The organism is Klebsiella sp. JB_Kp042 (genome assembly GCF_040065275.1).
GTDB lineage: Bacteria > Pseudomonadota > Gammaproteobacteria > Enterobacterales > Enterobacteriaceae > Klebsiella > Klebsiella quasipneumoniae.
The window spans coordinates 60,532-82,277 of sequence record NZ_JBEAJL010000084.1 but is presented as its reverse complement, the minus strand read 5'-3'; the positions used below and the strand labels follow the sequence as shown (position 1 = coordinate 82,277).

The 21,746-nt window shown below is 60.0% G+C and carries 25 protein-coding genes and 1 other annotated feature; of the genes, 9 read left to right on the top strand and 16 right to left on the bottom strand.

Annotated elements, in window-relative coordinates; translation table 11 throughout:
• Positions 1 to 4 precede the first annotated feature (4 nt).
• The 5 genes from uhpB to ivbL all read right to left on the bottom strand — a co-directional run bounded on the left by uhpB (position 5) and on the right by ivbL (position 4,398).
• Entirely contained in the window at positions 5 to 1,486 is a 1,482-nt protein-coding gene (gene uhpB / locus ABLV54_RS15005) for a signal transduction histidine-protein kinase/phosphatase UhpB (RefSeq protein ID WP_025999189.1), read from the bottom strand.
• A gap of 17 nt (positions 1,487 to 1,503) precedes the next feature.
• Positions 1,504 to 2,097, bottom strand: coding sequence for a transcriptional regulator UhpA (gene uhpA / locus ABLV54_RS15000; RefSeq protein WP_023319382.1), 594 nt, complete (start codon positions 2,095 to 2,097; stop codon positions 1,504 to 1,506).
• Positions 2,098 to 2,218: 121 nt separating this feature from the next.
• The gene (gene ilvN, locus ABLV54_RS14995) at positions 2,219 to 2,506 is read right to left on the bottom strand and encodes an acetolactate synthase small subunit (protein WP_023319383.1); all 288 of its coding nucleotides are present in this window, start codon (positions 2,504 to 2,506) and stop codon (positions 2,219 to 2,221) included.
• A gap of 3 nt (positions 2,507 to 2,509) precedes the next feature.
• A complete protein-coding gene (gene ilvB, locus ABLV54_RS14990) occupies positions 2,510 to 4,198 on the bottom strand; it encodes an acetolactate synthase large subunit (protein ID WP_032425823.1) in 1,689 nt (562 codons plus the stop codon).
• A 104-nt stretch (positions 4,199 to 4,302) separates the two neighbouring features.
• Positions 4,303 to 4,398, bottom strand: a complete 96-nt coding sequence (gene ivbL / locus ABLV54_RS14985; protein WP_002923286.1) for an ilvB operon leader peptide IvbL — start codon at positions 4,396 to 4,398, stop codon at positions 4,303 to 4,305.
• Positions 4,399 to 4,410: 12 nt separating this feature from the next.
• Here ivbL and ABLV54_RS14980 point away from each other — a divergent pair, with 12 nt between their 5' ends.
• From ABLV54_RS14980 to emrD, 5 genes are all read left to right on the top strand, one after another.
• The gene (locus ABLV54_RS14980; protein WP_072096580.1) at positions 4,411 to 4,578 is read left to right on the top strand and encodes a hypothetical protein; all 168 of its coding nucleotides are present in this window, start codon (positions 4,411 to 4,413) and stop codon (positions 4,576 to 4,578) included.
• Positions 4,579 to 5,028: 450 nt separating this feature from the next.
• Entirely contained in the window at positions 5,029 to 5,148 is a 120-nt protein-coding gene (tisB, locus tag ABLV54_RS14975) for a type I toxin-antitoxin system toxin TisB (protein ID WP_004145059.1), read from the top strand.
• Between the two features lie 90 nt (positions 5,149 to 5,238).
• A complete protein-coding gene (locus ABLV54_RS14970) occupies positions 5,239 to 5,685 on the top strand; it encodes a GNAT family N-acetyltransferase (protein ID WP_004202251.1) in 447 nt (148 codons plus the stop codon).
• 67 nt (positions 5,686 to 5,752) lie between these two features.
• Positions 5,753 to 6,586, top strand: coding sequence for a DMT family transporter (locus ABLV54_RS14965; RefSeq protein ID WP_004202252.1), 834 nt, complete (start codon positions 5,753 to 5,755; stop codon positions 6,584 to 6,586).
• A 175-nt stretch (positions 6,587 to 6,761) separates the two neighbouring features.
• On the top strand, positions 6,762 to 7,946 hold the full coding sequence (gene emrD, locus ABLV54_RS14960) for a multidrug efflux MFS transporter EmrD (RefSeq protein ID WP_050534280.1): 1,185 nt from the start codon (positions 6,762 to 6,764) through the stop codon (positions 7,944 to 7,946).
• A gap of 70 nt (positions 7,947 to 8,016) precedes the next feature.
• On the opposite strand, the gene dsdC is transcribed toward emrD, so the two are convergent.
• Together dsdC and ABLV54_RS14950 are read right to left on the bottom strand one after the other, a co-directional pair.
• Complete coding sequence (dsdC, locus tag ABLV54_RS14955) at positions 8,017 to 8,940, bottom strand: DNA-binding transcriptional regulator DsdC (protein WP_017899673.1); 924 nt, start codon at positions 8,938 to 8,940, stop codon at positions 8,017 to 8,019.
• Positions 8,940 to 9,074 carry a hypothetical protein gene (locus tag ABLV54_RS14950; RefSeq protein ID WP_032425824.1) on the bottom strand — a complete coding sequence of 45 codons (135 nt, stop codon included), beginning with the start codon at positions 9,072 to 9,074 and terminating at the stop codon, positions 8,940 to 8,942. The genes dsdC and ABLV54_RS14950 overlap by 1 nt, the downstream gene beginning before the upstream one ends.
• A gap of 92 nt (positions 9,075 to 9,166) precedes the next feature.
• On the opposite strand from ABLV54_RS14950, the gene dsdX reads away from it, so the two are divergent.
• On the top strand, positions 9,167 to 10,504 hold the full coding sequence (gene dsdX, locus ABLV54_RS14945) for a D-serine transporter DsdX (RefSeq protein WP_050534281.1): 1,338 nt from the start codon (positions 9,167 to 9,169) through the stop codon (positions 10,502 to 10,504).
• A 17-nt stretch (positions 10,505 to 10,521) separates the two neighbouring features.
• The gene (gene dsdA, locus ABLV54_RS14940) at positions 10,522 to 11,850 is read left to right on the top strand and encodes a D-serine ammonia-lyase (protein WP_050534282.1); all 1,329 of its coding nucleotides are present in this window, start codon (positions 10,522 to 10,524) and stop codon (positions 11,848 to 11,850) included.
• Between the two features lie 3 nt (positions 11,851 to 11,853).
• Here dsdA and ABLV54_RS14935 read toward each other — a convergent pair whose 3' ends face one another.
• From ABLV54_RS14935 to ABLV54_RS14915, 5 genes are all read right to left on the bottom strand, one after another.
• Positions 11,854 to 12,354, bottom strand: coding sequence for a hypothetical protein (locus ABLV54_RS14935; RefSeq protein ID WP_023291445.1), 501 nt, complete (start codon positions 12,352 to 12,354; stop codon positions 11,854 to 11,856).
• Positions 12,351 to 12,713, bottom strand: a complete 363-nt coding sequence (locus ABLV54_RS14930; protein WP_023291446.1) for a DUF202 domain-containing protein — start codon at positions 12,711 to 12,713, stop codon at positions 12,351 to 12,353. Before ABLV54_RS14930 ends, ABLV54_RS14935 begins: the two co-directional genes overlap by 4 nt.
• Positions 12,703 to 13,050 (bottom strand): DUF202 domain-containing protein, encoded by a 348-nt coding sequence (locus ABLV54_RS14925; protein ID WP_004202264.1) that lies wholly within the window; start codon positions 13,048 to 13,050, stop codon positions 12,703 to 12,705. The genes ABLV54_RS14930 and ABLV54_RS14925 overlap by 11 nt, the downstream gene beginning before the upstream one ends.
• Positions 13,051 to 13,150: 100 nt before the next feature.
• Positions 13,151 to 14,473 (bottom strand): 6-phospho-alpha-glucosidase, encoded by a 1,323-nt coding sequence (locus ABLV54_RS14920; RefSeq protein WP_017899668.1) that lies wholly within the window; start codon positions 14,471 to 14,473, stop codon positions 13,151 to 13,153.
• Positions 14,470 to 16,092 (bottom strand): alpha-glucoside-specific PTS transporter subunit IIBC, encoded by a 1,623-nt coding sequence (locus ABLV54_RS14915; RefSeq protein ID WP_023291447.1) that lies wholly within the window; start codon positions 16,090 to 16,092, stop codon positions 14,470 to 14,472. The genes ABLV54_RS14920 and ABLV54_RS14915 overlap by 4 nt, the downstream gene beginning before the upstream one ends.
• A 298-nt stretch (positions 16,093 to 16,390) precedes the next feature.
• Between ABLV54_RS14915 and ABLV54_RS14910 the strand changes: the two genes are divergently transcribed.
• On the top strand, positions 16,391 to 17,137 hold the full coding sequence (locus tag ABLV54_RS14910; RefSeq protein ID WP_032454424.1) for a GntR family transcriptional regulator: 747 nt from the start codon (positions 16,391 to 16,393) through the stop codon (positions 17,135 to 17,137).
• On the opposite strand, the gene ABLV54_RS14905 is transcribed toward ABLV54_RS14910, so the two are convergent.
• From ABLV54_RS14905 to ibpA, 3 genes are all read right to left on the bottom strand, one after another.
• Complete coding sequence (locus tag ABLV54_RS14905) at positions 17,105 to 18,766, bottom strand: putative transporter (protein ID WP_050534283.1); 1,662 nt, start codon at positions 18,764 to 18,766, stop codon at positions 17,105 to 17,107. The two genes, ABLV54_RS14910 and ABLV54_RS14905, sit on opposite strands and share 33 nt — an antisense overlap.
• 145 nt (positions 18,767 to 18,911) lie before the next feature.
• Positions 18,912 to 19,340, bottom strand: coding sequence for a small heat shock chaperone IbpB (gene ibpB, locus ABLV54_RS14900; protein WP_023291450.1), 429 nt, complete (start codon positions 19,338 to 19,340; stop codon positions 18,912 to 18,914).
• 116 nt (positions 19,341 to 19,456) lie between these two features.
• Positions 19,457 to 19,870 carry a small heat shock chaperone IbpA gene (ibpA, locus tag ABLV54_RS14895; RefSeq protein WP_004151523.1) on the bottom strand — a complete coding sequence of 138 codons (414 nt, stop codon included), beginning with the start codon at positions 19,868 to 19,870 and terminating at the stop codon, positions 19,457 to 19,459.
• Positions 19,864 to 19,939 (bottom strand) — a sequence feature (ROSE (Repression Of Heat Shock gene Expression) occurs in the 5'-region of heat shock genes and acts as an RNA thermometer to modulate expression.). Its footprint overlaps the gene before it by 7 nt.
• A gap of 245 nt (positions 19,940 to 20,184) precedes the next feature.
• On the opposite strand from ibpA, the gene ABLV54_RS14890 reads away from it, so the two are divergent.
• Positions 20,185 to 20,517, top strand: a complete 333-nt coding sequence (locus ABLV54_RS14890) for a YceK/YidQ family lipoprotein (protein ID WP_050534284.1) — start codon at positions 20,185 to 20,187, stop codon at positions 20,515 to 20,517.
• A gap of 1 nt (position 20,518) precedes the next feature.
• Here ABLV54_RS14890 and ABLV54_RS14885 read toward each other — a convergent pair whose 3' ends face one another.
• On the bottom strand, positions 20,519 to 21,745 hold the full coding sequence (locus ABLV54_RS14885; protein ID WP_050534285.1) for a DUF3748 domain-containing protein: 1,227 nt from the start codon (positions 21,743 to 21,745) through the stop codon (positions 20,519 to 20,521).
• Position 21,746 lies beyond the last annotated feature (1 nt).

Here is a 21,746-nt window from a genome sequence, read left to right as displayed (position 1 = left end):
CCTCTCAGGCGTAACGCAGCGGTAGATTGACGCACACCCGGGTACCGTGGGTGCAGGAGATCGTCAGCGTGCCCCCCAGGGCGGTCACGCGCTCGCGCATGCCGGTCAGACCGAATCCCTGCGCGCTGGATCCCGGCGGCAGGCCGCAGCCGTCATCCTCCAGCACCAGCATCAGACGCTCCTCCTGCTGCCAGCCCTGCAGGGTCACGGCGCTGGCGCTGGCGTGCTTGACGATATTGTTCAGTCCCTCCTGGCAGACGCGGAACAGGGTCACGCGCTGGTTTTCGCTCAGCCCCGCCTCGTTAATCCGCCAGTCGAGATGGCTGACAATGCCGCGGTCCTCCAGCTCCATCTCGCGCATCAGAGAACGTACCGCCTGCTCCAGCGGCAGGTCGTCAAGCTGGCGCGGACGCAGGCGGCCCAGCAGGCGACGCACCGAGTCGTAAACCCCCAGCGAGAGGTGTTCAATCAGCTGGCCGCTCTGGCGAACGCTGGCGTTGTCCGGCGCCAGCCGCTGGACGATCCCCGCCTGGGTGCGTATTGCGGTGATGGTCTGGCCGATATCATCATGGAGCTCGCGCGCGACGTCGCGGCGCACGCTCTCTTCGGTCTCCAGCAGGCGATCCGCCAGACGACGATTACGCGCCAGCTCGTTCTGTAGCGACTGGTTAAGCTCGCGCAATCGCTGGATCCCCGCCCCCAGCAGCAGTCCGGTGAGGCTCTGCGCCAGCAGCGAAAGCAGGAGATCGACGGGGTGATCGTGCCAGGTCTGGCTGGCAATCAGGGCGATAGCGTTCATCAATGTGGCGATCAGCGCGCCCTGCCAGCCGTAGTGCCAGGCGAGGGCGATAATCGGCAGCGCAAGGCAAAACGGGGTAAAGCGGGAGAGCTCAGCGGGCAGCCCAAGCTGCAGCCACAGGCTAATGGTGAATAACAACAGATACCAGATCAGATGCCGCCCGCGCCAGTTTACCGGCTGCGCCACCAGCGACGGCCCCAGGGGCCGCCAGACGGTGCTGGTGAGGTAGTGCCAGAACACCAGACAGGTCGGCGCCAGAGTCAGGCCGCCGGTGAGCGTCAACAGCAGGGCGTTAAGACCCTCGTCCCCCTCCGCCAGCCAGGGCAGCGATTGCAGCAGCGCGGCGGCCATTAACGCCCCGCCCTGACGCAGAAGCGTCAGCCAGTCGCGCTGCTGGCGATATCGCGAGATCAGCGCCACCGGCAGGAGGGTCAGCAGGCTTCCGGTCATCAATATTATCGGGTGCGCCAGCGCCACTTCCTGCGCCAGCCAGAAGATCAGCAGCCACTCGGTTCCCAGCAGCACCGGCCAGTAGCCGCGCGGGCACTGCAGCATCAGCCCCAAACGCAGGCCGAAGGGGAACAGCAGCACCGCCAGATCGGCGCGCTCCACCAGATGCAGGCTGATGCTCCACAGACAAAACCAGGCGGCGGCGAAGATAAAGGCGCAGCCGATCACCGACAGCAGGCGCGGGAGTATGGTCTTCATTGCCAGCTGTCGAACATACGGCGCGCCAGCTCGACGTCATTGTTGACGCCCAGCTTTTCCAGCAGGTTAGCGCGGTGAACGTGGACGGTTTTCGGCGACAGTCCGAGCTCAGCGGCGATCTCTTTCACCGCCATGCCCTGCGCCAGCTTTTCCGCCACCTGACGTTCGCGTTTAGTGAGCGGATCCTGGCGCCCGGCGGCCAGCTTCATGGCGATATCCGGTGTGAGATAGCAGCCGCCCGCCGCCACCGTGCGCACCGCGGCGATAAGTTCGTCCGGGCTGCAGCGTTTCGACAGAAAGCCCCGCGCGCCGGCGTTAAGCGCCTGCTCGACCAGCGCCGGGCTGTCGTGCACCGACAGCATGATGGTCGCCATCCCCTTCGGCAGCTGGCTGAGCAGCGCCAGCCCGGAAATATCCGGCATTGAGATATCGCAGATACAGACCTGAACGCCGCGCCCCGGCAACCCCGCCAGCGCCTCGCGGCCGCTGCCGAATTCGGCGACAACCTGAAAATCAGTTTCCAGCCCCAGCAGCTGAGCAAAGCCGGAGCGGACAATCAAATGATCGTCAATAAGGGCGATGGTGGTCATGATAGGGTCCTGGTGCCTGAGGCGACAAAGCGCTGTGTCCGTAGGCCGGATAAGCGCAGCGCCATCCGGCAAAGGCGCTTACCTTAACCATAAGCACCTTACCGTTCAAGCCTTGCGCGATTTACTCGAAGAACACCGCAATTTTGTTAAACATGGTGGGATCGGACTGGTTACGCGCCACTTTGGTGACATCTTCCAGCTTTTCAATCTGGCTAATCATCTGCCCGAGACGCTGATCGTCGTTCACCAGCAGCCAGATGCGGCTGTGTTCGCTGCCCTGAATCGGTAGACAAAGAATACCTTCGACGTTAAAGGCACGGCGGGCAAAAAGCCCGCAGACGTGGGTCATGACGCCGGGGTGGTTGCGGACGGTGAGTTCCAGAATGACGTTTTCACAGTGTTTTTGCATGGCTTATTCCCCCACCATTTCAGTATTGGCCGCACCCGGCGGTACCATCGGATACACTTTCTGCTGCGCGTCGATGCGCACGTGGATCAGCGCCGGTCCCGGACGAGCGATGATCGCCTGCAGCGCCGCCTGCGGATCGGCTTCGTTATTTAAATCACAGGTTTGCAGGCCAAAACCGGCGGCAATCTGCATAAAGTTAATCATCCCTGGATAAGTGGCGGCAAAAACGCCCTGCTGATAAAACAGGCTCTGCTGCTGATGCACCAGCCCCAGCGCTTCGTTGTTCAGCAGAATAATTTTTACATCCAGCTGATTTTCAGCGGCGGTAGCCATCTCCTGAATATTCATCATCAGGCTGCCGTCGCCGGAGAAGCAGATAACCTTGCGCTGCGGATTCGCCAGCGCCGCGCCAATCGCCGCCGGCAGGCCGAAGCCCATGGTACCGAGGCCGCCGGAGGTCAGCCACTGGCGCGGACGGTTGAGCGGGTAGGCCTGCGCCGTCCACATCTGGTGCTGGCCAACGTCGGTAGTGATGATCGCTTCATCATCCACGCAGGCGGCCACGGCGTTAATCAGGCCGTAATGGGAAAGCGGGTCGCTTTCCTGCGGGATGGCGCAAGGGAATTCGCGCTGCAAGTCGGCCACCAGCTGGCGCCATTCCTCGCGCGGCTGCGCCTCAATCTGCGGGTTCAGCTGGGCTAAGACTTCCGCCACATCGCCCTGAATCGCCACGTGCGGTTGCTTGATTTTGCCCAGCTCGGCGCGGTCGATATCGACGTGGATAATCTTCGCGTTCGGGCAGAACTGCTCGGTCTTGCCAATCGCCCGGTCATCAAAACGCGCGCCTAAAACAATCAGTAAATCCGCTTCCTGCAGAATGAAGTTGGTGCTGCGCGCGCCGTGCATCCCCAGCATCCCCAGCGACAGCGGGTGCGCCTTCGGCAGCATGCCCAGCGCCATCAGGGTCATGGTGGTCGGCAGATTGGCTTTTTCCGCCAGCTCACGGATCTCCTGCGGCGCGTTAATCACCCCGCCGCCCAGATAGAGCACCGGACGCTTCGCCGCATTGATCATCGCCGCCGCTTCGCGCACGCTTTCGTGGGCGAATGCCGGCGGAGCGGCGCGCTCGCCCGGTTCCGGCAACGTTTCCAGCTCAATGGTCGCCGACTGTACGTCCTTAGGAATGTCTATCCACACCGGCCCGGGACGCCCGGACTGAGCAATACGGAAGGCGTCGCTGATCACCTGCGGCAGCTCGGCGATGTCGCGCACCAGATAGTTATGTTTGGTGATGGGGATAGAGATGCCGTAGGTGTCCACTTCCTGGAAGGCGTCGGTGCCAATCATCGATGCCGGCACCTGGCCGGTGATGCAGACCAGTGGAATCGAATCCAGGCGGGCATCGGCGATCGCCGTCACCAGGTTCGTCGCCCCCGGGCCGCTGCAGGCCATACAGACCGCTGGTTTGCCTTCGGTACGCGCCATCCCCTGGGCGATAAAGCCCGCGCCCTGCTCGTGGCGCGCCAGGATGTGGCGGATCTGCGTGCTCTGGCTTAAGGCATCGTAAATAGGCAGGATGGAACCGCCCGGAATGCCGCTAACCATAGTGATACCCTGGCGTTCCAGTAAATGAACAACCAGCTGCGCGCCGGTAAAGCGCATTGTGTTTGATGTGGTGCCCGAACTTGCCATGCTCCAGTCCTTTTCTTCTGGGCCGACTTTACCGGGGGGCTCGCCAACAAAAAACCCCGCTCGGTTTGCGCCGGCGGGGTTTGGAATTCGTGTTGTTCCGGACCCTACGGCGCATTGCCGACGACGACCACCACAGACACGACGACCACCGCGGCTGGCGCGGTTTTTAGTAGGGTCGAAGCGATCAGGGTTGCGTTCATTAGGGACCTGTTGTGTCGAAAAATAAGCTGAATTTATACAAACACAGGTTTTACGTTTTCACAATGGATTTATTTTCATCCACGAAAATTTGCGCGAAAGATCACAGTTCGGCGCAAAAGGGCAGAAAACAAAAAACCCCGCCGGAGCGAGGTTTTTATCAGTATGGTTACAGGTGGTAGCCGCAAGCACACTGTATTACGTCAACGCCAAAAGTATACGCGATCGCTGCAGTTCGCGCAATTTAAGGTCGCTTTTTCTCTGTCATAGAGTATGGGCGAGAGCGGCGGATTTGTCCAAAAAATACTGTTCATCCATACAGTATTTATCTATACTGGGTGTGTTCATGGTGTGCCATTCGGGGGCCGCAAGTTTGACCGGCGCAACGAAGTCCTGGCTGAAACGGGTGGTGCCGTCAGTGCCTTAACCCCGAGAGAGCACACTGTGTTACGTCAACAACGTGCAGTCACTGGTCCGCGCGGCAACGCGTGGTTCAGCGCTGCGCACCCCTGTCGTTGCTGGCGGCGGGCCGGTAAGCCGTCCACGGAAGGAGCAATCATTGGCCAGGGCGACGCCGCCGGCGACAGGCAGGGATAAGCTGGCAACAGGCAGCGGAAAGGTACGTCAGCTTATTGTGCTCCTTAACCACAGGAGACGCGCGTATGGGCGGAATGGATATTATTATTTTAATCCTGAAACTCATGGTTGCTGTGTTGCAACTACTTGATGCAGTCCTGAAACAGTTCCGCTGATTCAGGTTCAAGTCGCACCTGAGGGGGGCGGGAAACCGCCCCCCTGCAGGCGCCCGCCGGGCGTCCCGGGATGACTTGATGGAGGAAGCTATGCCACCCCTGTTAATTGCCGCCACGACGCCGGATGCCCCGGGGTTCGCGGCGCTGCGCACCGAAAGCCTTGAACAGCATTTCAATATGCTGCGCCGCCTGGCGGAAAACTGGCAGAGCGGCAAAAACCGCTTTACCGCGCCGGGCGAAACGCTGCTGGGCGCCTTTGTGAACCACCAGCTGGTTGGGGTATGCGGCATCAATAGCGATCCCTTCAGCCCGCAGCCGCGGGCCGGGCGTATTCGCCATCTCTACATCAGCGAGCGCTACCGCCGCCGGGGGATCGGCCAGCAGCTGCTGGTCTCGGTTATCACCCACTCCAGCGCCTGGTTTGATTTTCTGAACACCCACGCCCCGGCGCAGGCCTGGCCCTTTTATGAAAGACTTGGCTTTCGCCCGGTGTACGATGAACCGCGGGTGACGCATCGCCTGTTTTGTTCGCTGTAGCCCCCGCTGGCTGGCAGCGCGGGCGCGTGTTACAGTCCGGTGACCTTCACTGTTGAACCTGTCTGCGATGACCATCACCGTATTCTGCATTTTGCTGTTCGCCGCCCTGCTGCACGCCAGCTGGAACGCTATTGTCAAAGCCAGCGGCGATAAAATGTACGCGGCGATCGGCGTCAGCGGCTCGGCCGCGCTGATCGCGCTGGTGATGCTGCCCTTTTCCCCGCAGCCAACGCTTGCCAGCGCCCCCTATCTGCTGGCGTCGTGCGCGTTACAGGTGGTGTATACGGTGCTGGTGGCGAAGACCTATCAGGTGTCGGATATGAGCCAGACCTATCCGCTGATGCGGGGAACTGCCCCATTGCTGGTGGCGGCGATAAGCGTGCTGTTTCTCGGCGATCGCTTGTCGCCGCTGGCCTGGCTGGGCATCGGCGTCATCTGCCTGGCTATTCTGGCGATGGCCTTTAACGGCCGCGCCAGCTCGCGCAAAGGCATCGTGCTGGCGCTGATCAACGCCTGCTTCATCGCCGGCTATACGCTGGTGGACGGCACCGGCGTCCGACTGGCGGGCTCGGCGCTGGGCTACACCCTGTGGACCTTTTTTATGAACGGCTTCTGCCTGCTAAGCTGGGCAATGATGACCCGCCGCGCTGAAGCCAGCCGCTATCTGCGCCTGCACTGGCGAAAAGGTATCCTCGGCGGTATCGGCACCATGGGCTCCTACGGCCTGGCGCTGTGGGCGATGACCCAGGCGCCGCTGGCGGTGGTCGCCGCGCTGCGTGAAACCTCCATTTTGTTCGGCGCGCTGATCGCTTTTATCGTCCTGAAAGAGCAACTGATGCCGCTGCGCATCTTCGCCGCCTGCGGGATTGCCGCCGGGGCGATCCTCCTGCGCCTCGCTTAGCCTGCAATGGCAACATTAGTTGCCGTTCCTGTTTACATAACCTGCCTGGAATTCCCTCAACAATCGGCACTTTGCAGTTGTTCTGTCATTTTTATATGGTAGATTCCTCCATCGATTACGGGATGTGCCAGTCACATATTCTTCATTTCTCTTTACTCACAAAGTATTCATCGACATGAAACGGCATAAAAACTTCAATTTGTTGTTGATGCTGGTACTGCTGGTGGCCGTTGGCCAGATGGCGCAGACCATATATATTCCGGCCATCGCCGACATGGCGGTCGCGCTGAACGTTCGCGAAGGGGCGGTTCAAAGCGTGATGGCGGCCTACCTGCTGACCTACGGTATTTCACAGCTGTTTTACGGCCCGCTCTCCGACCGCATTGGTCGCCGCCCGGTGATCCTTGTCGGGATGTCGATTTTTTTGCTGGCGACGCTGGTCGCCATGACCACCCATAGCCTGCCGGTGCTGATCGCCGCCAGCGCCATGCAGGGGATGGGCACCGGCGTCGGCGGCGTAATGGCGCGCACCCTGCCCCGCGATCTGTACGAAGGCGCCCAGCTGCGTCATGCCAATAGCCTGTTAAATATGGGTATTCTGGTCAGCCCGCTGATTGCCCCGTTGCTCGGCGGCATCCTCGACACCCTGTGGAGCTGGCGCGCCTGTTACGCTTTCCTGCTGGTGCTGTGCGCCGGGGTGACCTTCAGCATGGCGAAATGGATGCCGGAAACGCGCCCGGAGGGCGCGCCGCGCACCAAACTTCTGGCCAGCTACAAAACGCTGTTCGGCACTGGCGCGTTTAACTGCTATCTGCTGATGCTGATCGGCGGCCTGGCGGGGATTGCGGTATTCGAAGCCTGTTCCGGCGTACTGATGGGCGCGGTGCTCGGCCTGAGCAGCATGGCGGTGAGTATTCTGTTTATTCTGCCGATCCCGGCGGCCTTCTTCGGCGCCTGGTTTGCCGGCCGCCCGAACAAGCGTTTCCCGACCCTGATGTGGCAATCGGTTATCTGCTGCCTGCTGGCGGGTCTGATGATGTGGATCCCGGGGCTGCTGGGCGTCATGACCGTCTGGACCCTGCTGGTGCCGGCGGCGCTGTTCTTCTTCGGCGCCGGCATGCTGTTCCCGCTGGCCACCAGCGGCGCGATGGAGCCATTCCCGTTCCTCGCCGGTACCGCCGGGGCGCTGGTTGGCGGCTTGCAGAATATCGGCTCCGGCGTACTGGCCTGGCTGTCGGCGATGATGCCGCAAAACGGTCAGGGCAGTCTCGGTCTGCTGATGATGCTGATGGGTCTGTTGATTCTGCTGTGCTGGCTGCCGCTGGCCTCGCGCTTTACCCACCATCAGCAGCCGGTCTAAGCGCCGCTTGGCGCTCCCCGGATAGCGGCTGACGCCTTATCCGGGCTACCTCCCGGTGGCTGCTTTTGTCTTATGTCAGACTGTGCAGCCACTCGATAAAGGCGTCGATTTTCGGCCACTGGCGACCCGGCAGGGTGGTTACATAGTAGTGCTGGTGGCATTTCAGCGTCATATCGCCAAACGGGGCGATCAACTCCCCACTCTCCAGCCGCTTCTGCACCAGCCGCTTACGCCCCATCGCCACCCCGACATGATTCATCGCCGCAATCGTCGCTAAATCGGAACGATCGAAGCCAATCCCCGACGATGGCGGCAGTTCCACCGCAAACTGCTGCGCCCAGCTATACCACTCGTCGGTGCCGGAATCGTTACTCCATGCCTGGCGGTCGTGGAGCAACGTACAGTGGCACAGATTGCCCGGATTCGACATTAACTGCCGCTGTTGCGCGTAATTCGGCGTACATACCGGCACGATCGCCTCATCCATCAGAAAATGGTGACTCAGCTGCGACGACGGCGCATCATCAAAATAGATCGCCAGATCGATGCCCGTCCGCTGCAGGTTAACGTTTTCATTGCCGGTCAGCACGGTGAGGGAGATGGCCGGGTAACGGCGGGTAAAGTCACCCAGGGCCGGCACCAGCCAGCACTGGGCGATAGAGGGCCGCGAGTAGACCGTCAGACTGCCGGAGAGCTCCTGGTTTTTGATATCGAGGATCTCCTGATTGAGACCATCCAGCGACGACTTCAGCGCCCAGTAGACCCGCTTACCTTCACGCGTCAGCTCAACTTTGCGATGCGAGCGGACAAAGAGCAGGATCCCCAGCTCCTCTTCAAGTTGATTAATCCGGTGGCTGACGGCGCCAGGCGTGAGCGCCAGCTCGTCGGCGGCCAGGGCAAACGACTCGTGCCGCGCCGCCACCTCAAAGGTCGACAGCCTGGAGAGCTGCCAGCCGTTCAGCAACCGGGTACCTAAGGTTTTTAGCACATCCATCACGCGCTCCTGGCAAATACAGTGGCTGTTGATGATAAAAAAATCACGCCGGTTTTGCCGCAAAAGGGTGAGTTAATTTGACCCATAGCATATTTAATGGTCTGTTTTTGAGCTAAATCACCCATTTGATTCAATTCTCCTCACCCTAAAGCCCATTTTTATCGTTTGTCAGCCCATGACGATTCTCGCTTCAATAAGGCCAGATTATTCACAGGCGAGGTGGAATATGGGTTCGCAAGTCTGGGTTGTGAGCACGCTGCTGATCAGCATCGTGTTAATCGTCTTAACGATCGTCAAACTGAAGTTTCATCCATTTCTGGCGCTGCTGCTGGCGAGCTTTTTCGTCGGCGCGATGATGGGGATGGGCCCGCTGGAGATGGTCAACGCTATTGAGAGCGGCATCGGCGGTACGCTGGGCTTCCTTGCGGCGGTGATCGGTCTCGGCACCATTCTCGGGAAGATGATGGAGGTCTCCGGCGCGGCGGAGCGCATCGGCCTGACGCTGCAGCGCTGCCGCTGGCTGTCGGCGGACGTGATTATGGTGCTGGTCGGCCTGATCTGCGGCATCACGTTGTTTGTCGAAGTCGGCGTGGTCCTGCTGATCCCCCTGGCCTTCTCCATCGCCAAAAAAACCAATACCTCGCTACTGAAGCTGGCTATTCCGCTGTGTACCGCGCTGATGGCGGTGCACTGCGTGGTCCCCCCGCATCCGGCGGCCCTGTTTGTCGCGAACAAACTGGGCGCCGATATCGGCACAGTGATTGTTTATGGCCTGCTGGTCGGTCTGATCGCCTCGCTGGTTGGCGGTCCGCTGTTTCTCAGAGCGTTAGGCAACCGCCTGCCGTACAAACCGGTTCCGGCCGAATTTGCCAACCTTGAGGTCCGCGAGGCGTCGACGCTGCCGTCACTCGGCGCCACGCTGTTTACCGTACTGCTGCCGATTGGCCTGATGCTGGTGAAAACCGTCGCCGAACTGAACATGGAGAAAGGCGGCACGCTGTATACGGTGCTGGAATTTATCGGCAACCCCATCACCGCGATGTTTATCGCCGTCTTTGTCGCCTATTACATGCTCGGCATTCGTCGGCAGATGGGGATGGGCGTCCTGCTGACCCATACGGAAAACGGCTTTGGGTCTATCGCCAACATCCTGCTGATTATCGGCGCAGGCGGCGCATTCAACGCGATTTTAAAATCCAGCGGCCTGGCCGATAGCCTGGCGGTGATTCTGTCGAACCTCGACATGCATCCGATTTTGCTGGCCTGGCTGGTGGCGCTTATCCTGCACGCCGCCGTCGGCTCCGCCACCGTGGCGATGATGGGTGCCACCGCCATCGTCGCGCCGATGCTGCCGCTCTATCCCGGCGTCAGCCCGGAGATCATCGCTATTGTCATCGGTTCCGGCGCCATTGGCTGCACGATCGTCACCGATTCCCTGTTCTGGCTGGTAAAACAGTACTGCGGCGCCAGCCTCAGTGAAACGTTCAAGTACTACACGACGGCGACTTTTATCGCGTCGCTACTTGCACTGGCCGCCACCTTCCTGCTTTCTTTCATTATCTGAGCGCAAAGAGACGTATGATGAAACACGCTGACCTGACCACCTTAACCGCGACCTTCCCGCTTGTGCAGGATCTGATCGCCCTGAAAGAAACCACCTGGTTTAACCCCGCCACCACCACCCTGGCGGAGGGATTGCCTTACGTCGGCCTGACCGCCGACGACGTGCAGGACGCCCATGCCCGCCTTCAGCGCTTCGCGCCCTATCTGGCGGAAGCCTTCCCGGAAACGGCCGCCAGCGGCGGGATTATCGAATCGGAAGTGGTCGCCATTCCGGCAATGAAGCACCGCCTTGAGCAAAAATTCGGCCAGCCGATTGGCGGCGAACTGCTGCTGAAAAAAGACAGCCATCTGCCGATCTCCGGCTCGATCAAAGCGCGCGGCGGCATTTATGAAGTGCTGACCCATGCGGAAAAGCTGGCGCTGGAAGCCGGTCTGCTGACTACCGCAGACGATTATCGCAAATTGCTGACGCCGGAGTTTAAACAGTTCTTCAGCCAGTACAGCATCGCCGTCGGCTCCACCGGCAACCTCGGGATGTCGATCGGCATCATGAGCGCCCGCATCGGCTTTAAGGTTACCGTGCATATGTCCGCAGACGCCCGGGCGTGGAAAAAAGCCAAACTGCGCAGCCACGGCGTGACAGTGGTGGAGTATGAAGAGGACTACGGCGTGGCGGTCGAACAGGGGCGCAAGGCGGCGGAATCCGACCCGAACTGCTTTTTCATCGACGATGAAAATTCGCGCACGCTGTTCCTCGGCTATGCCGTGGCCGGCGAGCGCCTGAAGGCGCAGTTCGCCAAAGCCGGACGGATGGTCGATGCCGACCATCCGCTGTTCGTCTACCTGCCGTGCGGCGTCGGCGGCGGCCCTGGCGGCGTGGCGTTTGGCCTCAAGCTGGCCTTTGGCGACCACGTTCACTGCCTGTTCGCCGAACCGACCCACTCCCCCTGCATGCTGCTCGGCGTATATACCGGGCTTCATGACCAGATAGCGGTGCAGGATTTAGGCATTGATAATCTGACCGCCGCCGACGGTCTGGCGGTCGGCCGGGCGTCCGGCTTCGTTGGCCGGGCAATGGAGCGCCTGCTCGACGGGTTCTATACCCTTGATGACCAGACGATGTATGACATGCTGGGCTGGCTGGCGACAGCGGAAAATATCCGCCTTGAACCCTCCGCGCTGGCCGGAATGGCCGGGCCGCAGCGCGTCTGCGCCAGCAAAGCGTACCATCAGCTGCAGGGGCTGAGTGAGCAACAGCTGCAGCAGGCGACCCACCTGGTGTGGGCCACCGGCGGCGGAATGGTGCCGGAAGAGGAGATGACGCAGTATCTGGCGAAGGGGCGCTAATCTTCAGCGCAGCAGCGGCATCAACGCCTCTGGCGGCCGCTGCTGTCGGCGCAGGTCCCGCATCACTCGCATATAGGGCCCGCTGAGATCGTAGAACTGCCGATAACCCGCGCACAGCGGGTCTTCCTGTTCGCCGCAGCGGCACAGGCGTAGCCACGGACAGCCGTAGCAGGCGCTGTTGGCCGCCGGCGCGCCCGCCTGCGTTATCAACTCGCCGCACCAGGCGCTCAGCGTCTCGCTGAACAGCAAAATATTGATACGGCCAATATCTTCCCGCACCCAGCGGTGAAAGACCGCGCAGAGAAACTCTCCCCACAGCGCGGCGTCGCCAGCCGCCAGCTGCGGAATAAAATGGATAGCCGTAAGCCCCTGTTGACGCAGCTGCGCATAGAACGCCTGCGGCTGGCGGCAATGCTCCGCCTCGACCACTACCGCCTGAAAGGGAGTGTCATGTTGCTGGCCGGGGGCATGAGTGAGAGGCAAATTCGCCGGACATCCTGTCATGACATATCCCTAATGAATGAAACGATCTGTTGAAGGTGAGTAACAGCAAACAGGAATGCCAGAGAAAGTACTGCGAGTGCGATCAAAAATTTGTCACGAACCGCCCGCGGCTGTAAAAAATCGCTGTCGTCGACGTCCATCAGATGACGACGGCGGGTATAGCCCCAAAGGATCCCCGCCACTATCGCCAGCACGCCGATCGACAGCCAGAACGGCAGTCCGGCGCGGTGCCAGCTGTGCTTAATCGCCAGCGCCATCAGCGCGCCATAGCCCAGCAGGGTGCGAAACCAGGCCAGGGAGGTGCGCTCTGGCTGTAGCCCCGGGTCGCTTTCCCGCCGCGCCCGGCGTTTATCCGCCATACAGCACCAGCAGCATCACCGCGACCACCACCGCCAGCAGCAGGATGCTAATCACCAGCAGCGTCCGGGTATAGGGGAGATCCTGCTTCAGGCGCATCGCCTTCTCGTTGTTCAGCCAGCGCAGATAGCCATAGATGGCCATGCCGCCGGCAAACAGGCACAGCAGCAGGGCGAGAATTTCACGGATCAGCGGCGTGGCAAAGTCTGGCGCCAGCTGGTCAAGACCGACGCCAGCGGCAAGAAAACCGAGTGCCGTGCGGATCCACGCCAGAAAGGTGCGTTCGTTAGCCAGCGAAAAGCGGTAATCAGGCGCTTCGCCGAGGCGGGAGATTTTCATGACGGTTCCTTGTTCATCGCGCAGCAGGCTTCAGCATAGCGTAAATCAGGAACCGGGGAGAAGCATCGGCGCCCCGCAGGGCGCCGGTCAACGGCGGGGATTAATGCAGCTCCGGCCAGTAATCCTTGTTGGCGGCAATCAGGTCGTCGAGGATCGCTTTCGCCACCGAAGCGCTCGGCACGGTTTTCGACAGGGTAATCGCCTGCCACAGCTTGTGGTAAGAGCGTTGTTCCCAGGCATCGACCACCAGTTTTTCCACCGCCACCTGCTGGCTCATCATCCCTTTCTGGAAGTGCGGGATGTCGCCGACCGTCAGCGGCTCCGGCCCGTTGTGGCCCACCAGGCAAGGAATTTCCACCATCGCGTCGGCGTCAAAGTTATGGATCGCGCCATTGTTCGGCACAATCAGCAGCATCCTTTCCTGAGTGTTAAAGGCGATGGCCGTCGCCAGATCGACGATATACGACGCGTGCTCGTCAATCTCCAGATCGCCTGCGGAGGATTTCCCGGCGGCAATAATCGCCCGGCAGGCGCTGAAGACGTTTTTCTCACGATGATCCATCACCTCATTGGCGCGGGTGCGTTCCGGGTTGGAGTGGGCCACCACGTAGTCCGGGAACAGGTAATATTTCAGGTAGGTATTCGGCATGGTCTGCGGATCCAGCGCCTGCACATCTTTCGCTTTGGCAAAGGTGTCGTTCCAGCTTGCCTCGGTGTGCGGGTCGTTAGATGGCGGCACATAGCCGTATTTCGCCACATATTCGCGCAGTTTCGGCATCAAATCGTTGCCGTCGAGATCCTCAATCGAGGTCCACCAGCCGAAGTGGTTGAGGCCGTAGTAGCGCACGCGCATCTGTTTACGGTCTTTGAGGCCGACAATCTGCGCCATCCGCCCTTCAATGCCGATCGGCATATCGCAGATGTTGAGGATTTTGGCGTTCGGCCGCAGACGACGGGTGGCTTCCGCCACAATCGCCGCCGGGTTGGAGTAGTTAAGCATCCAGGCGTTCGGCGAATATTTTTCCATATAATCCACCAGCTCCAGCACGCCGCCGATAGAGCGCATACCGTAGGCGATCCCGCCCGGTCCGCAGGTCTCCTGGCCCAGCACGCCGTGGCGCAGCGGGATTTTCTCATCCTGTTCACGCATCGGATATTTCCCGACGCGGATATGCGCCATGACGAAATCAACATCGGTAAACGCCGCCTGCGGATCGGTGGTATAGCTGAATTCAATCTCCGGCGCCTGCTCTTTGAGGATCACTTTGCACGCCTCGGCGATGGTCTCCTGCCGCGCCCCGTCGTTGTCGTAAAATTTCAGCGACCGCAACGGAAAACGATCCTGGTTTGCCAGCAGCATCAGGACAATGCCCGGGGTGAAGGTGCTGCCGCCGCCTGCGATAACAACTGAGAATTTTTTCATGATACTGCCTCCGTCATGGTGGTATGTTCGGTCGAAAGAGAATCTTTCATCAGGTTTTCCAGCTGGTCGCGCACCTGGGGAACGTGCAGGCCGACGATGACCTGAATCCCGTTGCCGCGGCGTACTACCCCGTGGGCGCCCAGCGCTTTAAAGACGTCGTCACTTTGCGTTTTCGCCATATCGACCAGCGCGATGCGCAGTCGGGTGGCGCAGTTATTGATACTTTCAATGTTGCTGGCGCCGCCGAGGGCCTGCAGGAAGCCAGCGGCCTGGCCCAGCCGGGTCTCTGGCGCGGCTGCCGCCGTGGTTTTACCCCGCGCCGCCTGATAATCAGCCTTGCTGTAGAGCTTGATTTCGCTCTCTTCCCGGCCCGGCGTCTTCAGGTTCAGACGCAGGATCAGGGTGCGGAAGACCACGAAGTAGAGGGCGGTGAAACAGAGACCAATACCTATCTGAATGAACATCATCGAGGCGTGGTGATGGAACATCGGGATCCAGTTTTGCGGCAAGAACTGGTCGAGCAGGCCGCCGCCGAAATTGCCCACCACCCCGCAGATGTACATCACCGTCGCCATGGACGCCGCCAGCACCGCGTGGACGGCGAACAGCAGCGGCGAGATGAACAGGAAGGTGAACTCCAGCGGCTCGGTGATCCCGACCAGCATCGCGGTCAACGTGGCGGGGATCAGCAGGCCGGCGACCTTGACGCGATTTTCCGGCGCGGCGGTGAAGTAAAGCGCCAGCGCAATGCCCACCGAACCAAACACTTTCGAGTTACCGTGCAGGGCAAAGCCGCCCTCCGGGAACAGCGTCTTCAGCGGTTCCGTACTCTGGCTGAACGCCTGCAGATGCTCTGCCCAGTAGACCTGCAGTCCGCCCTCCACTACCGCCGGGCCAAAGATGAACGGGCCATAGACGAAGTGATGCAGACCGGTGGGGATCAGAATGCGCTCAAGGAAGATGTAGACCCACACCCCGAGCGCGCCGGCAGAGCGCAGGAAGGCCTGTAGCGATTCAATACCCAGCTGGACTTTTGGCCAGCCGAGCAGCGTCAGCCAGGCGCAGGGGATCATCGCGAGGAAGGCGACAATGACCACAAACGATGAGCCCTGGAAGATGCCGAGGAACACCGGCAGGGGTTTATCGAAATAGCGATTATGCAGGGCCGTCACCAGGCCGGAGATGACGATCGCCCCGATAATGCTGGTGTCGAGGGTTTTAATCCCGGCAATCATCGTCAGGCCGCTGCCGGCCGTGGGTTCAACGGAAAAGTCGACGCCGAAGAAGTGGCCCCAGGTCATCCCCATGGCGTTAATAAAGTAGTTCCAGGTGAGAAAGCTCACCAGTACCGCCAGGCAGGCCCGGCCCTGGGCCTGCTTCGCCAGGCCAATCGGCAAGCCGACGGCGAAAATCAGCGGCATATTACGAAAGACGGTCCAGCCGCCCTCTTCGATGATGTGAACGATCTGTGCAAACAGGCTGTCGGGTGCGGTCAGCGCTTCGCCGACGAACATCGGGTTGCGCAACATAATGGCGATACCGACCACGATCCCGGCAAAAGGAAACAATAAAACCGGGGTAAACATGGCGCCGCCAAAGCGTTGTATTTGACTGAGCATTGGGAAATCCTCATGTAACAACTCGTAGGGTGAATGGCCTTCTTTTTCTTGATTACCGGCCTCACTCGAGAATAGGAATTTGCCCGTCCAACAACATGCCGCGCCGTTGCGATTCGTGATCGCTTTCATGGTTTTAATTTGGCCAAAGTTGTCTACTTCGTTAACAAAAGTTAGACATCGATAAGCCAAAGGATGAAATCGATCTAATGAATGGATAATAACCTGCTGTCTTAAAACTTATTTTTTAATAACAGGTGAAGAAAATAACCTCGCTCTTTCCTGTACAAGAGGACTACTGGTGATCTACAAATCCATTGCTGACCGCCTGCGGCTGCGGCTGAATTCTGCCGACTTCTCCATCGGCAGCCCGCTGCCGGGAGAGAAAAAACTGGCCGAGGAGTTCGGGGTGGCGCGCATGACCATCCGCAAAGCCATCGACCTGCTGGTGGACTGGGGGTTGGTGGTCCGTCGCCACGGCTCGGGGACCTACGTGGCGCGTAAAGACGTCCATCATGAAACCAGCAATCTCACCGGCCTGGCGGAAGTGCTGCGCAAGCAGGGTAAAGAGGTGGTAAGCCAGGTGCTGGCCTTCGAAGTGATGCCTGCCCCGCCGGCCATCGCCAGCCTGTTGCGAATTAAAATTGATGAACGGATCTACTTCTCGCGGCGGGTGCGCTTCGTCGACGGCAAGCCGCTGATGCTGGAGGATAGCTATATGCCGGTGAAGCTGTTCCGTAACCTGTCGCTGAGCCATCTGGAGGGATCGAAATTTGATTATATTGAGAAGGAGTGCGGGATCATCATCAGCGGGAACTATGAGACCCTGACGCCGGTGCTGGCGGACAGGCAGCTGGCGCGCTCAATGAACGTTCCGGAGCAGACGCCGCTGCTGCGGATTACCTCCCTTTCCTACAGCGACAGCGGCGAATTTCTTAACTATTCGGTCATGTTCCGCAACGCCAGCGAGTATCAGGTGGACTACCATCTGCGCCGCGTCCAGGCGCACAGCCCGCTAGCTCAGCCCCCAGAACAGCACGGCGAGTAGCTGCGGGGTGATAATCCGCAGGAACATCACCAGCGGATAGACGGTAGCGTAAGAGAGCGCCGCCGCGCCGCTGGTGGCGTGCAGATTGTTGGCGAAGGCCAGCGCCGGCGGGTCGGTCATCGAGCCGGCCAGCATGCCGCACAGCGTCAGATAGTTCATTTTCGCCAGCATGCGCGCGAGAATGCCTACCGTCAGCAGCGGGATGGCGGTGATGAAAATGCCGTAAGCGATCCAGCTCAGACCATCGCCCTGGGTCAGGGTCGCCACAAAGTCGCCCCCCGATTTCAGCCCGACCACCGCCAGAAACAGCACGATCCCCAGCTCGCGCAGCGCCAGGTTGGCGCTCGGCGGCATAAACCAGTACAGCTTGCCGATGCTCCCGATGCGCCCGAGAATCAGCGCCATAATCAGCGGTCCCCCGGCCAGCCCGAGCTTCAGGGCGGCGGGGAAGCCGGGAATAAACAACGGGATAGATCCCAGCAGTACCCCGAGGCCGATGCCGATAAATACCGGCAGCATCTGAACCTGCTGCAGCTTCTGCTGGGCGTTACCCAGCTCGGCGGCCACGGCGTCAATCGCCTCCGGACGGCCGACCAGGTTGAGAATATCGCCAAACTGCAGGCTGGCGCTGCTGCTGGCCACCAGCTCGACGCCAGCGCGATTAAGCCGGGAGATCACGACGTCATAGCGCTGTTTGACGTGCAGATCGCGTATTTTCTTCCCCAGCACTTTCTCGTTAGTCACCACCACACGCTCTACCTTCAGGTCGGTGCCGCGCGTCGACAGCGAGGTGGCCACCTCCTGGCCGATCACCAGTTGCGCATTGTGCAGATCCTCCGGCCGCCCCACCAGGTGCAGCAGATCGCCGGCCTGGATAAGGGTGCCCGGCGCAGGCACCATTAGCAGCTCACCGCGCTTCAGTCGCGAACAGACGATATTGTCGCTGTTGAGCATCGGTACATCCTGAATCGCCATCTGGTTGAGGTTGGGGTTCTCCACCCGCACATTGATGGTGTGCAAATGGGCATGGCCGTTGCCGCTGCTCTCCTCAAATTGCTGGGCCTCTTTCTCGACATTGATGCGAAAGAACAGGCGCACCAGCCACATGGTCAGCAGAATGCCGCAGATGCCGAACGGATACGCCATCGCATAGCTCATCCCCATCTGATCGACCACCTCGAACGGCACCCCGAGATCGCGCAGGATTTGCTGCCCGGCCCCCAGCGCCGGCGTGTTGGTCACCGCGCCGGAGAAGATGCCAAGCACCACCGGGAGAGGAATATTGAACAGTTTATGCAGCACCGCCGTGACCAGGCCGCCAAGAATCACGATCAGGATAGCGAAAAGATTGAGCCGCAGGCCTGAGACCCGCAGCGAGGCGAAAAAGCCTGGCCCCACCTGGATACCGATGGTGTAGACAAACAGGATCAAGCCGAATTCCTGAATAAAATGCAGCATCGGGGTGCTGAGGGCGACTCCCGCCTGATCGACAAAGTGGCCGACGATAATGCCGCCAAACAACACGCCGCCAATACCAAAGCCGACGCCGCGGATTTTGACATTGCCGATCCACAGCCCAATCACCGCCACCAGCGCCAGTACGCTGACCGTCAATGCAATCTCACTCATGGTATCGTCCCTGTGAATAACATTATTATTAACAGGGATTATGACCGCTGCCAGACGGGTTGTATGCAGCCTGGCGCACAATACCAGCAAACAGACCGGCACAAAAAAGCCCCGAAAATCGGGGCTTTATCAATAGGTTGCTTTATTAGCTATTTAACGCCGGTCGTTCGCTGATGGCGATGCGCTGCGGGGCGATCTGCTCAGGCTCATGGCGGGTCAGATCGATATGCAGCAGACCGTTGGTGAAGGTCGCGCCAGAGACCTCCATGTTGTCGGCGAGGGTGAAGCTCAGGCTGAAGGCCTGGCTCACCAGCCCCTGGTGCAGCCAGGTGGTCTCTTTTTCCGGCTGCTGCGGCGTGCCTTTTACCACCAGGCGGGTGCCTTCCAGCTGAATATCCAGATCTTCCTGACGGAAACCGGCCAGCGCAAGGGTAATGCGGTAGTGGTTATCGTCGCTTTTTTCGATGTTATAGGGCGGGAAGCTCTGGCTTTCACCGGCGGTTTGCAGGGCGCTGGCCAGTTTGTCAAAACCGATCCATTGACGCAGCAGGGGGGATAAATCGTAGTTACGCATACTGTTTTCTCCTTCTGTGAAGCGAGTGAATACCTGCGAATTGCGCGAATTCGCATATGCTCCCTGACGGCGAGCAGGTTGTTACATCAGGCCGCCACGCGGCCTGAGAGGGACAATTAGTTGATTTCGATACGGCGCGGCTTGTTCGCTTCCGGGATCACCCGTTCCAGATCGATATACAGCAGACCGTTTACCAGGTTGGCGCCGCGGACATGAATGTTTTCCGCCAGCTGGAATTTGCGCTCGAAGTTACGCTCGGCGATCCCCTGATACAGGTAGGTCCGCTCTTTCTGCTCGGCAGCGTGGGCGCCTTTGACGATCAGCAGATTGTCCTGGGCGGTGATCTCCAGCTCGCTTTCAGCAAAGCCAGCCACCGCGATAGCGATGCGATAGTGGTTTTCGTCTACCAGCTCGACGTTATACGGAGGGTAGCCGCCATTGCTCTGGCTTTGATTGTTTTCCAGCAGGTTAAACAGGCGGTCGAAACCAATGGCTGAACGATAAAGCGGGGAGAGATCGAAGTTACGCATAATAAATAGCTCCTGAAAATCAGCGAGAATCAAATGACCTTCCATCGTGGACAGGCCGCGGTAATCCGGAATACCCCTCAGGCGTATTCTCAGTGGGTTACACCTATAAAATGGGTTTCTCCCCGTGCTTTTCAAGGGATTGAGGGCGTTTTTTTTTGCAGTTTGCCGATGATTGCTTAGACTGGGGGGAGGAGCACAAAAAGCAAAGTGCGATGCCCGCCACAGTGCGGCGCAATAACGCTATGCATTCACGGGATGGCCCGATATAACCGCTAAAAGGTTATCTCAACGCCCGAAACGACGATGGAAGAACAATGAAAAGCAGACGACTGTTAAAGCTGGTCCTGTTCAGCGGGATGATAAGCCTGAGCGGTTGCTCCAGCGTAATGTCACATACCGGTGGCAAAGAGGGAACCTATCCGGGCACGCGATCCAGTGCGCAAACGCTGGGGGACAACAATACCAACTGGGGTGTGAAATCGCTGGTGGCGCTGGACATGCCGTTCACCGCCGTCATGGATACCCTGCTGCTGCCGTGGGATATGTTCCGCACCGACAGCTCAATCAAATCTCGGGTCGAAAAGAGCGAGAAGGCCACGCTGGCGACCAACTCGGTGATCCCGCCAGCGCCGATGCCTGCCCAGTAAGTTATCGCCCGGTCTGCGTGACCCACAGCTGGCGATAACCGTCCACCTCCTCCATCCAGGCAATCTGTTTACCGTCTGGCGAAAAGACGATCGCGTCCGCCGAGGGCGCATGAGCATGCGCCTCGGTTAAAAAGGTGATATCGCCTGTGCCGGCATGACAGCAGGCAATCCGCCCCTCCAGTACAAAGCCCAGCCACTCTCCCGACGGATGCCAGTTAAATGCCGACTGGATACCCGACGTGTGATGCGTCAACTGCCGCGGCTCGCCCCCCTGTGGGGAAATCAGCCACAGCTGCACCACACCGGCGTCGTCGCGCATCAGGAAGGCGATGGTCGTAGCCTGTGGATTGGCGCGCACCCAGTGACGTGGAATATTCACCAGCCCCGGATAACGGCGATGGTGGGTGAAGGTCAAACGACGCTGACTGACGCCCGCCGGCGGCGCGGGCATCGTGGTTGCGGTACCGGCCAGCGGTTCCCCGCCGGGCTGCTTCCAGCTGGCTTCATCCTGCGGCAGCTCGACAATAAACAGCTCCGGGACTTTGTCACCGTTTTCCGCCAGCGTATCGCCAATAAACGCCAGCGCATGGTTCCCGACCCAGCCCTCTTCATAGGCGCGATTAATCTCATCGCTGCCCGGCGCGGGAGTCGACGTCGTGCGGCTCACCAGCACGCACCAGTGGCTGCCGCCATATTCGCGCGGATGGTGGCCCGGCGGCGTCACGGGTCCATACGGCGCGGCCACGCCGACGTTGCGCAGATCCAGCGCCGGGTCGCGCTCGTGCAGCACATGATCGTTGTAGGTAAAACTGACCAGCTGGCCGTTGGGGCTATAGACATGGACGTGGCTGCCGCCGCGCAGCGCCCCGGGGGTGTAAGGGGCTGTGATGTCCATGGCGTCCAGATTCTCGACGGTATCCTGAAAGGCCACCACTCCGCGGCGGTGATGAAAGTCATACTGCCATTGCGCATCCGGCCGCTCGGGGCCGTGAATGAACACGTAGCGCTCCTGGGTTGGATGCACGGTCACCACGCCCACGTGCGCGCCTTGCGTGGCACGATAAATGGTCTCCACCGCGCCGCTGTTTACGTTCACTCGCTCAATGGTCTCGCCGGTGAACGACGCACCGGACGGGCGGACGTCGAACACCAGCCACTGGCTGTCGGGGGTCCAGGTACGGGTATTGGTGAGCTGGTGGTTACGAGGGGCAAAGGTAACTTGTTTCATG

Coding starts and splice junctions, on each gene's coding strand:
- uhpA (WP_023319382.1), bottom strand. CDS start 2,097: ATGACCACCATCGCCCTTATTGACGATCATTTGATTGTCCGCTCCGGC.
- dsdX (WP_050534281.1), top strand. CDS start 9,167: ATGGGTTCGCAAGTCTGGGTTGTGAGCACGCTGCTGATCAGCATCGTG.
- ABLV54_RS14885 (WP_050534285.1), bottom strand. CDS start 21,745: ATGAAACAAGTTACCTTTGCCCCTCGTAACCACCAGCTCACCAATACC.
- ibpA (WP_004151523.1), bottom strand. CDS start 19,870: ATGCGTAACTTCGATCTCTCCCCGCTTTATCGTTCAGCCATTGGTTTC.
- ABLV54_RS14915 (WP_023291447.1), bottom strand. CDS start 16,092: ATGCTCAGTCAAATACAACGCTTTGGCGGCGCCATGTTTACCCCGGTT.
- ABLV54_RS14935 (WP_023291445.1), bottom strand. CDS start 12,354: ATGACAGGATGTCCGGCGAATTTGCCTCTCACTCATGCCCCCGGCCAG.
- ABLV54_RS14905 (WP_050534283.1), bottom strand. CDS start 18,766: ATGAGTGAGATTGCATTGACGGTCAGCGTACTGGCGCTGGTGGCGGTG.
- ABLV54_RS14970 (WP_004202251.1), top strand. CDS start 5,239: ATGCCACCCCTGTTAATTGCCGCCACGACGCCGGATGCCCCGGGGTTC.
- ABLV54_RS14925 (WP_004202264.1), bottom strand. CDS start 13,050: ATGAAAATCTCCCGCCTCGGCGAAGCGCCTGATTACCGCTTTTCGCTG.
- ilvB (WP_032425823.1), bottom strand. CDS start 4,198: ATGGCAAGTTCGGGCACCACATCAAACACAATGCGCTTTACCGGCGCG.
- dsdC (WP_017899673.1), bottom strand. CDS start 8,940: ATGGATGTGCTAAAAACCTTAGGTACCCGGTTGCTGAACGGCTGGCAG.
- ABLV54_RS14920 (WP_017899668.1), bottom strand. CDS start 14,473: ATGAAAAAATTCTCAGTTGTTATCGCAGGCGGCGGCAGCACCTTCACC.
- ivbL (WP_002923286.1), bottom strand. CDS start 4,398: ATGAACGCAACCCTGATCGCTTCGACCCTACTAAAAACCGCGCCAGCC.
- ABLV54_RS14965 (WP_004202252.1), top strand. CDS start 5,753: ATGACCATCACCGTATTCTGCATTTTGCTGTTCGCCGCCCTGCTGCAC.
- ABLV54_RS14890 (WP_050534284.1), top strand. CDS start 20,185: ATGAAAAGCAGACGACTGTTAAAGCTGGTCCTGTTCAGCGGGATGATA.
- emrD (WP_050534280.1), top strand. CDS start 6,762: ATGAAACGGCATAAAAACTTCAATTTGTTGTTGATGCTGGTACTGCTG.
- ibpB (WP_023291450.1), bottom strand. CDS start 19,340: ATGCGTAACTACGATTTATCCCCCCTGCTGCGTCAATGGATCGGTTTT.
- dsdA (WP_050534282.1), top strand. CDS start 10,522: ATGAAACACGCTGACCTGACCACCTTAACCGCGACCTTCCCGCTTGTG.
- ilvN (WP_023319383.1), bottom strand. CDS start 2,506: ATGCAAAAACACTGTGAAAACGTCATTCTGGAACTCACCGTCCGCAAC.
- ABLV54_RS14930 (WP_023291446.1), bottom strand. CDS start 12,713: ATGGCGGATAAACGCCGGGCGCGGCGGGAAAGCGACCCGGGGCTACAG.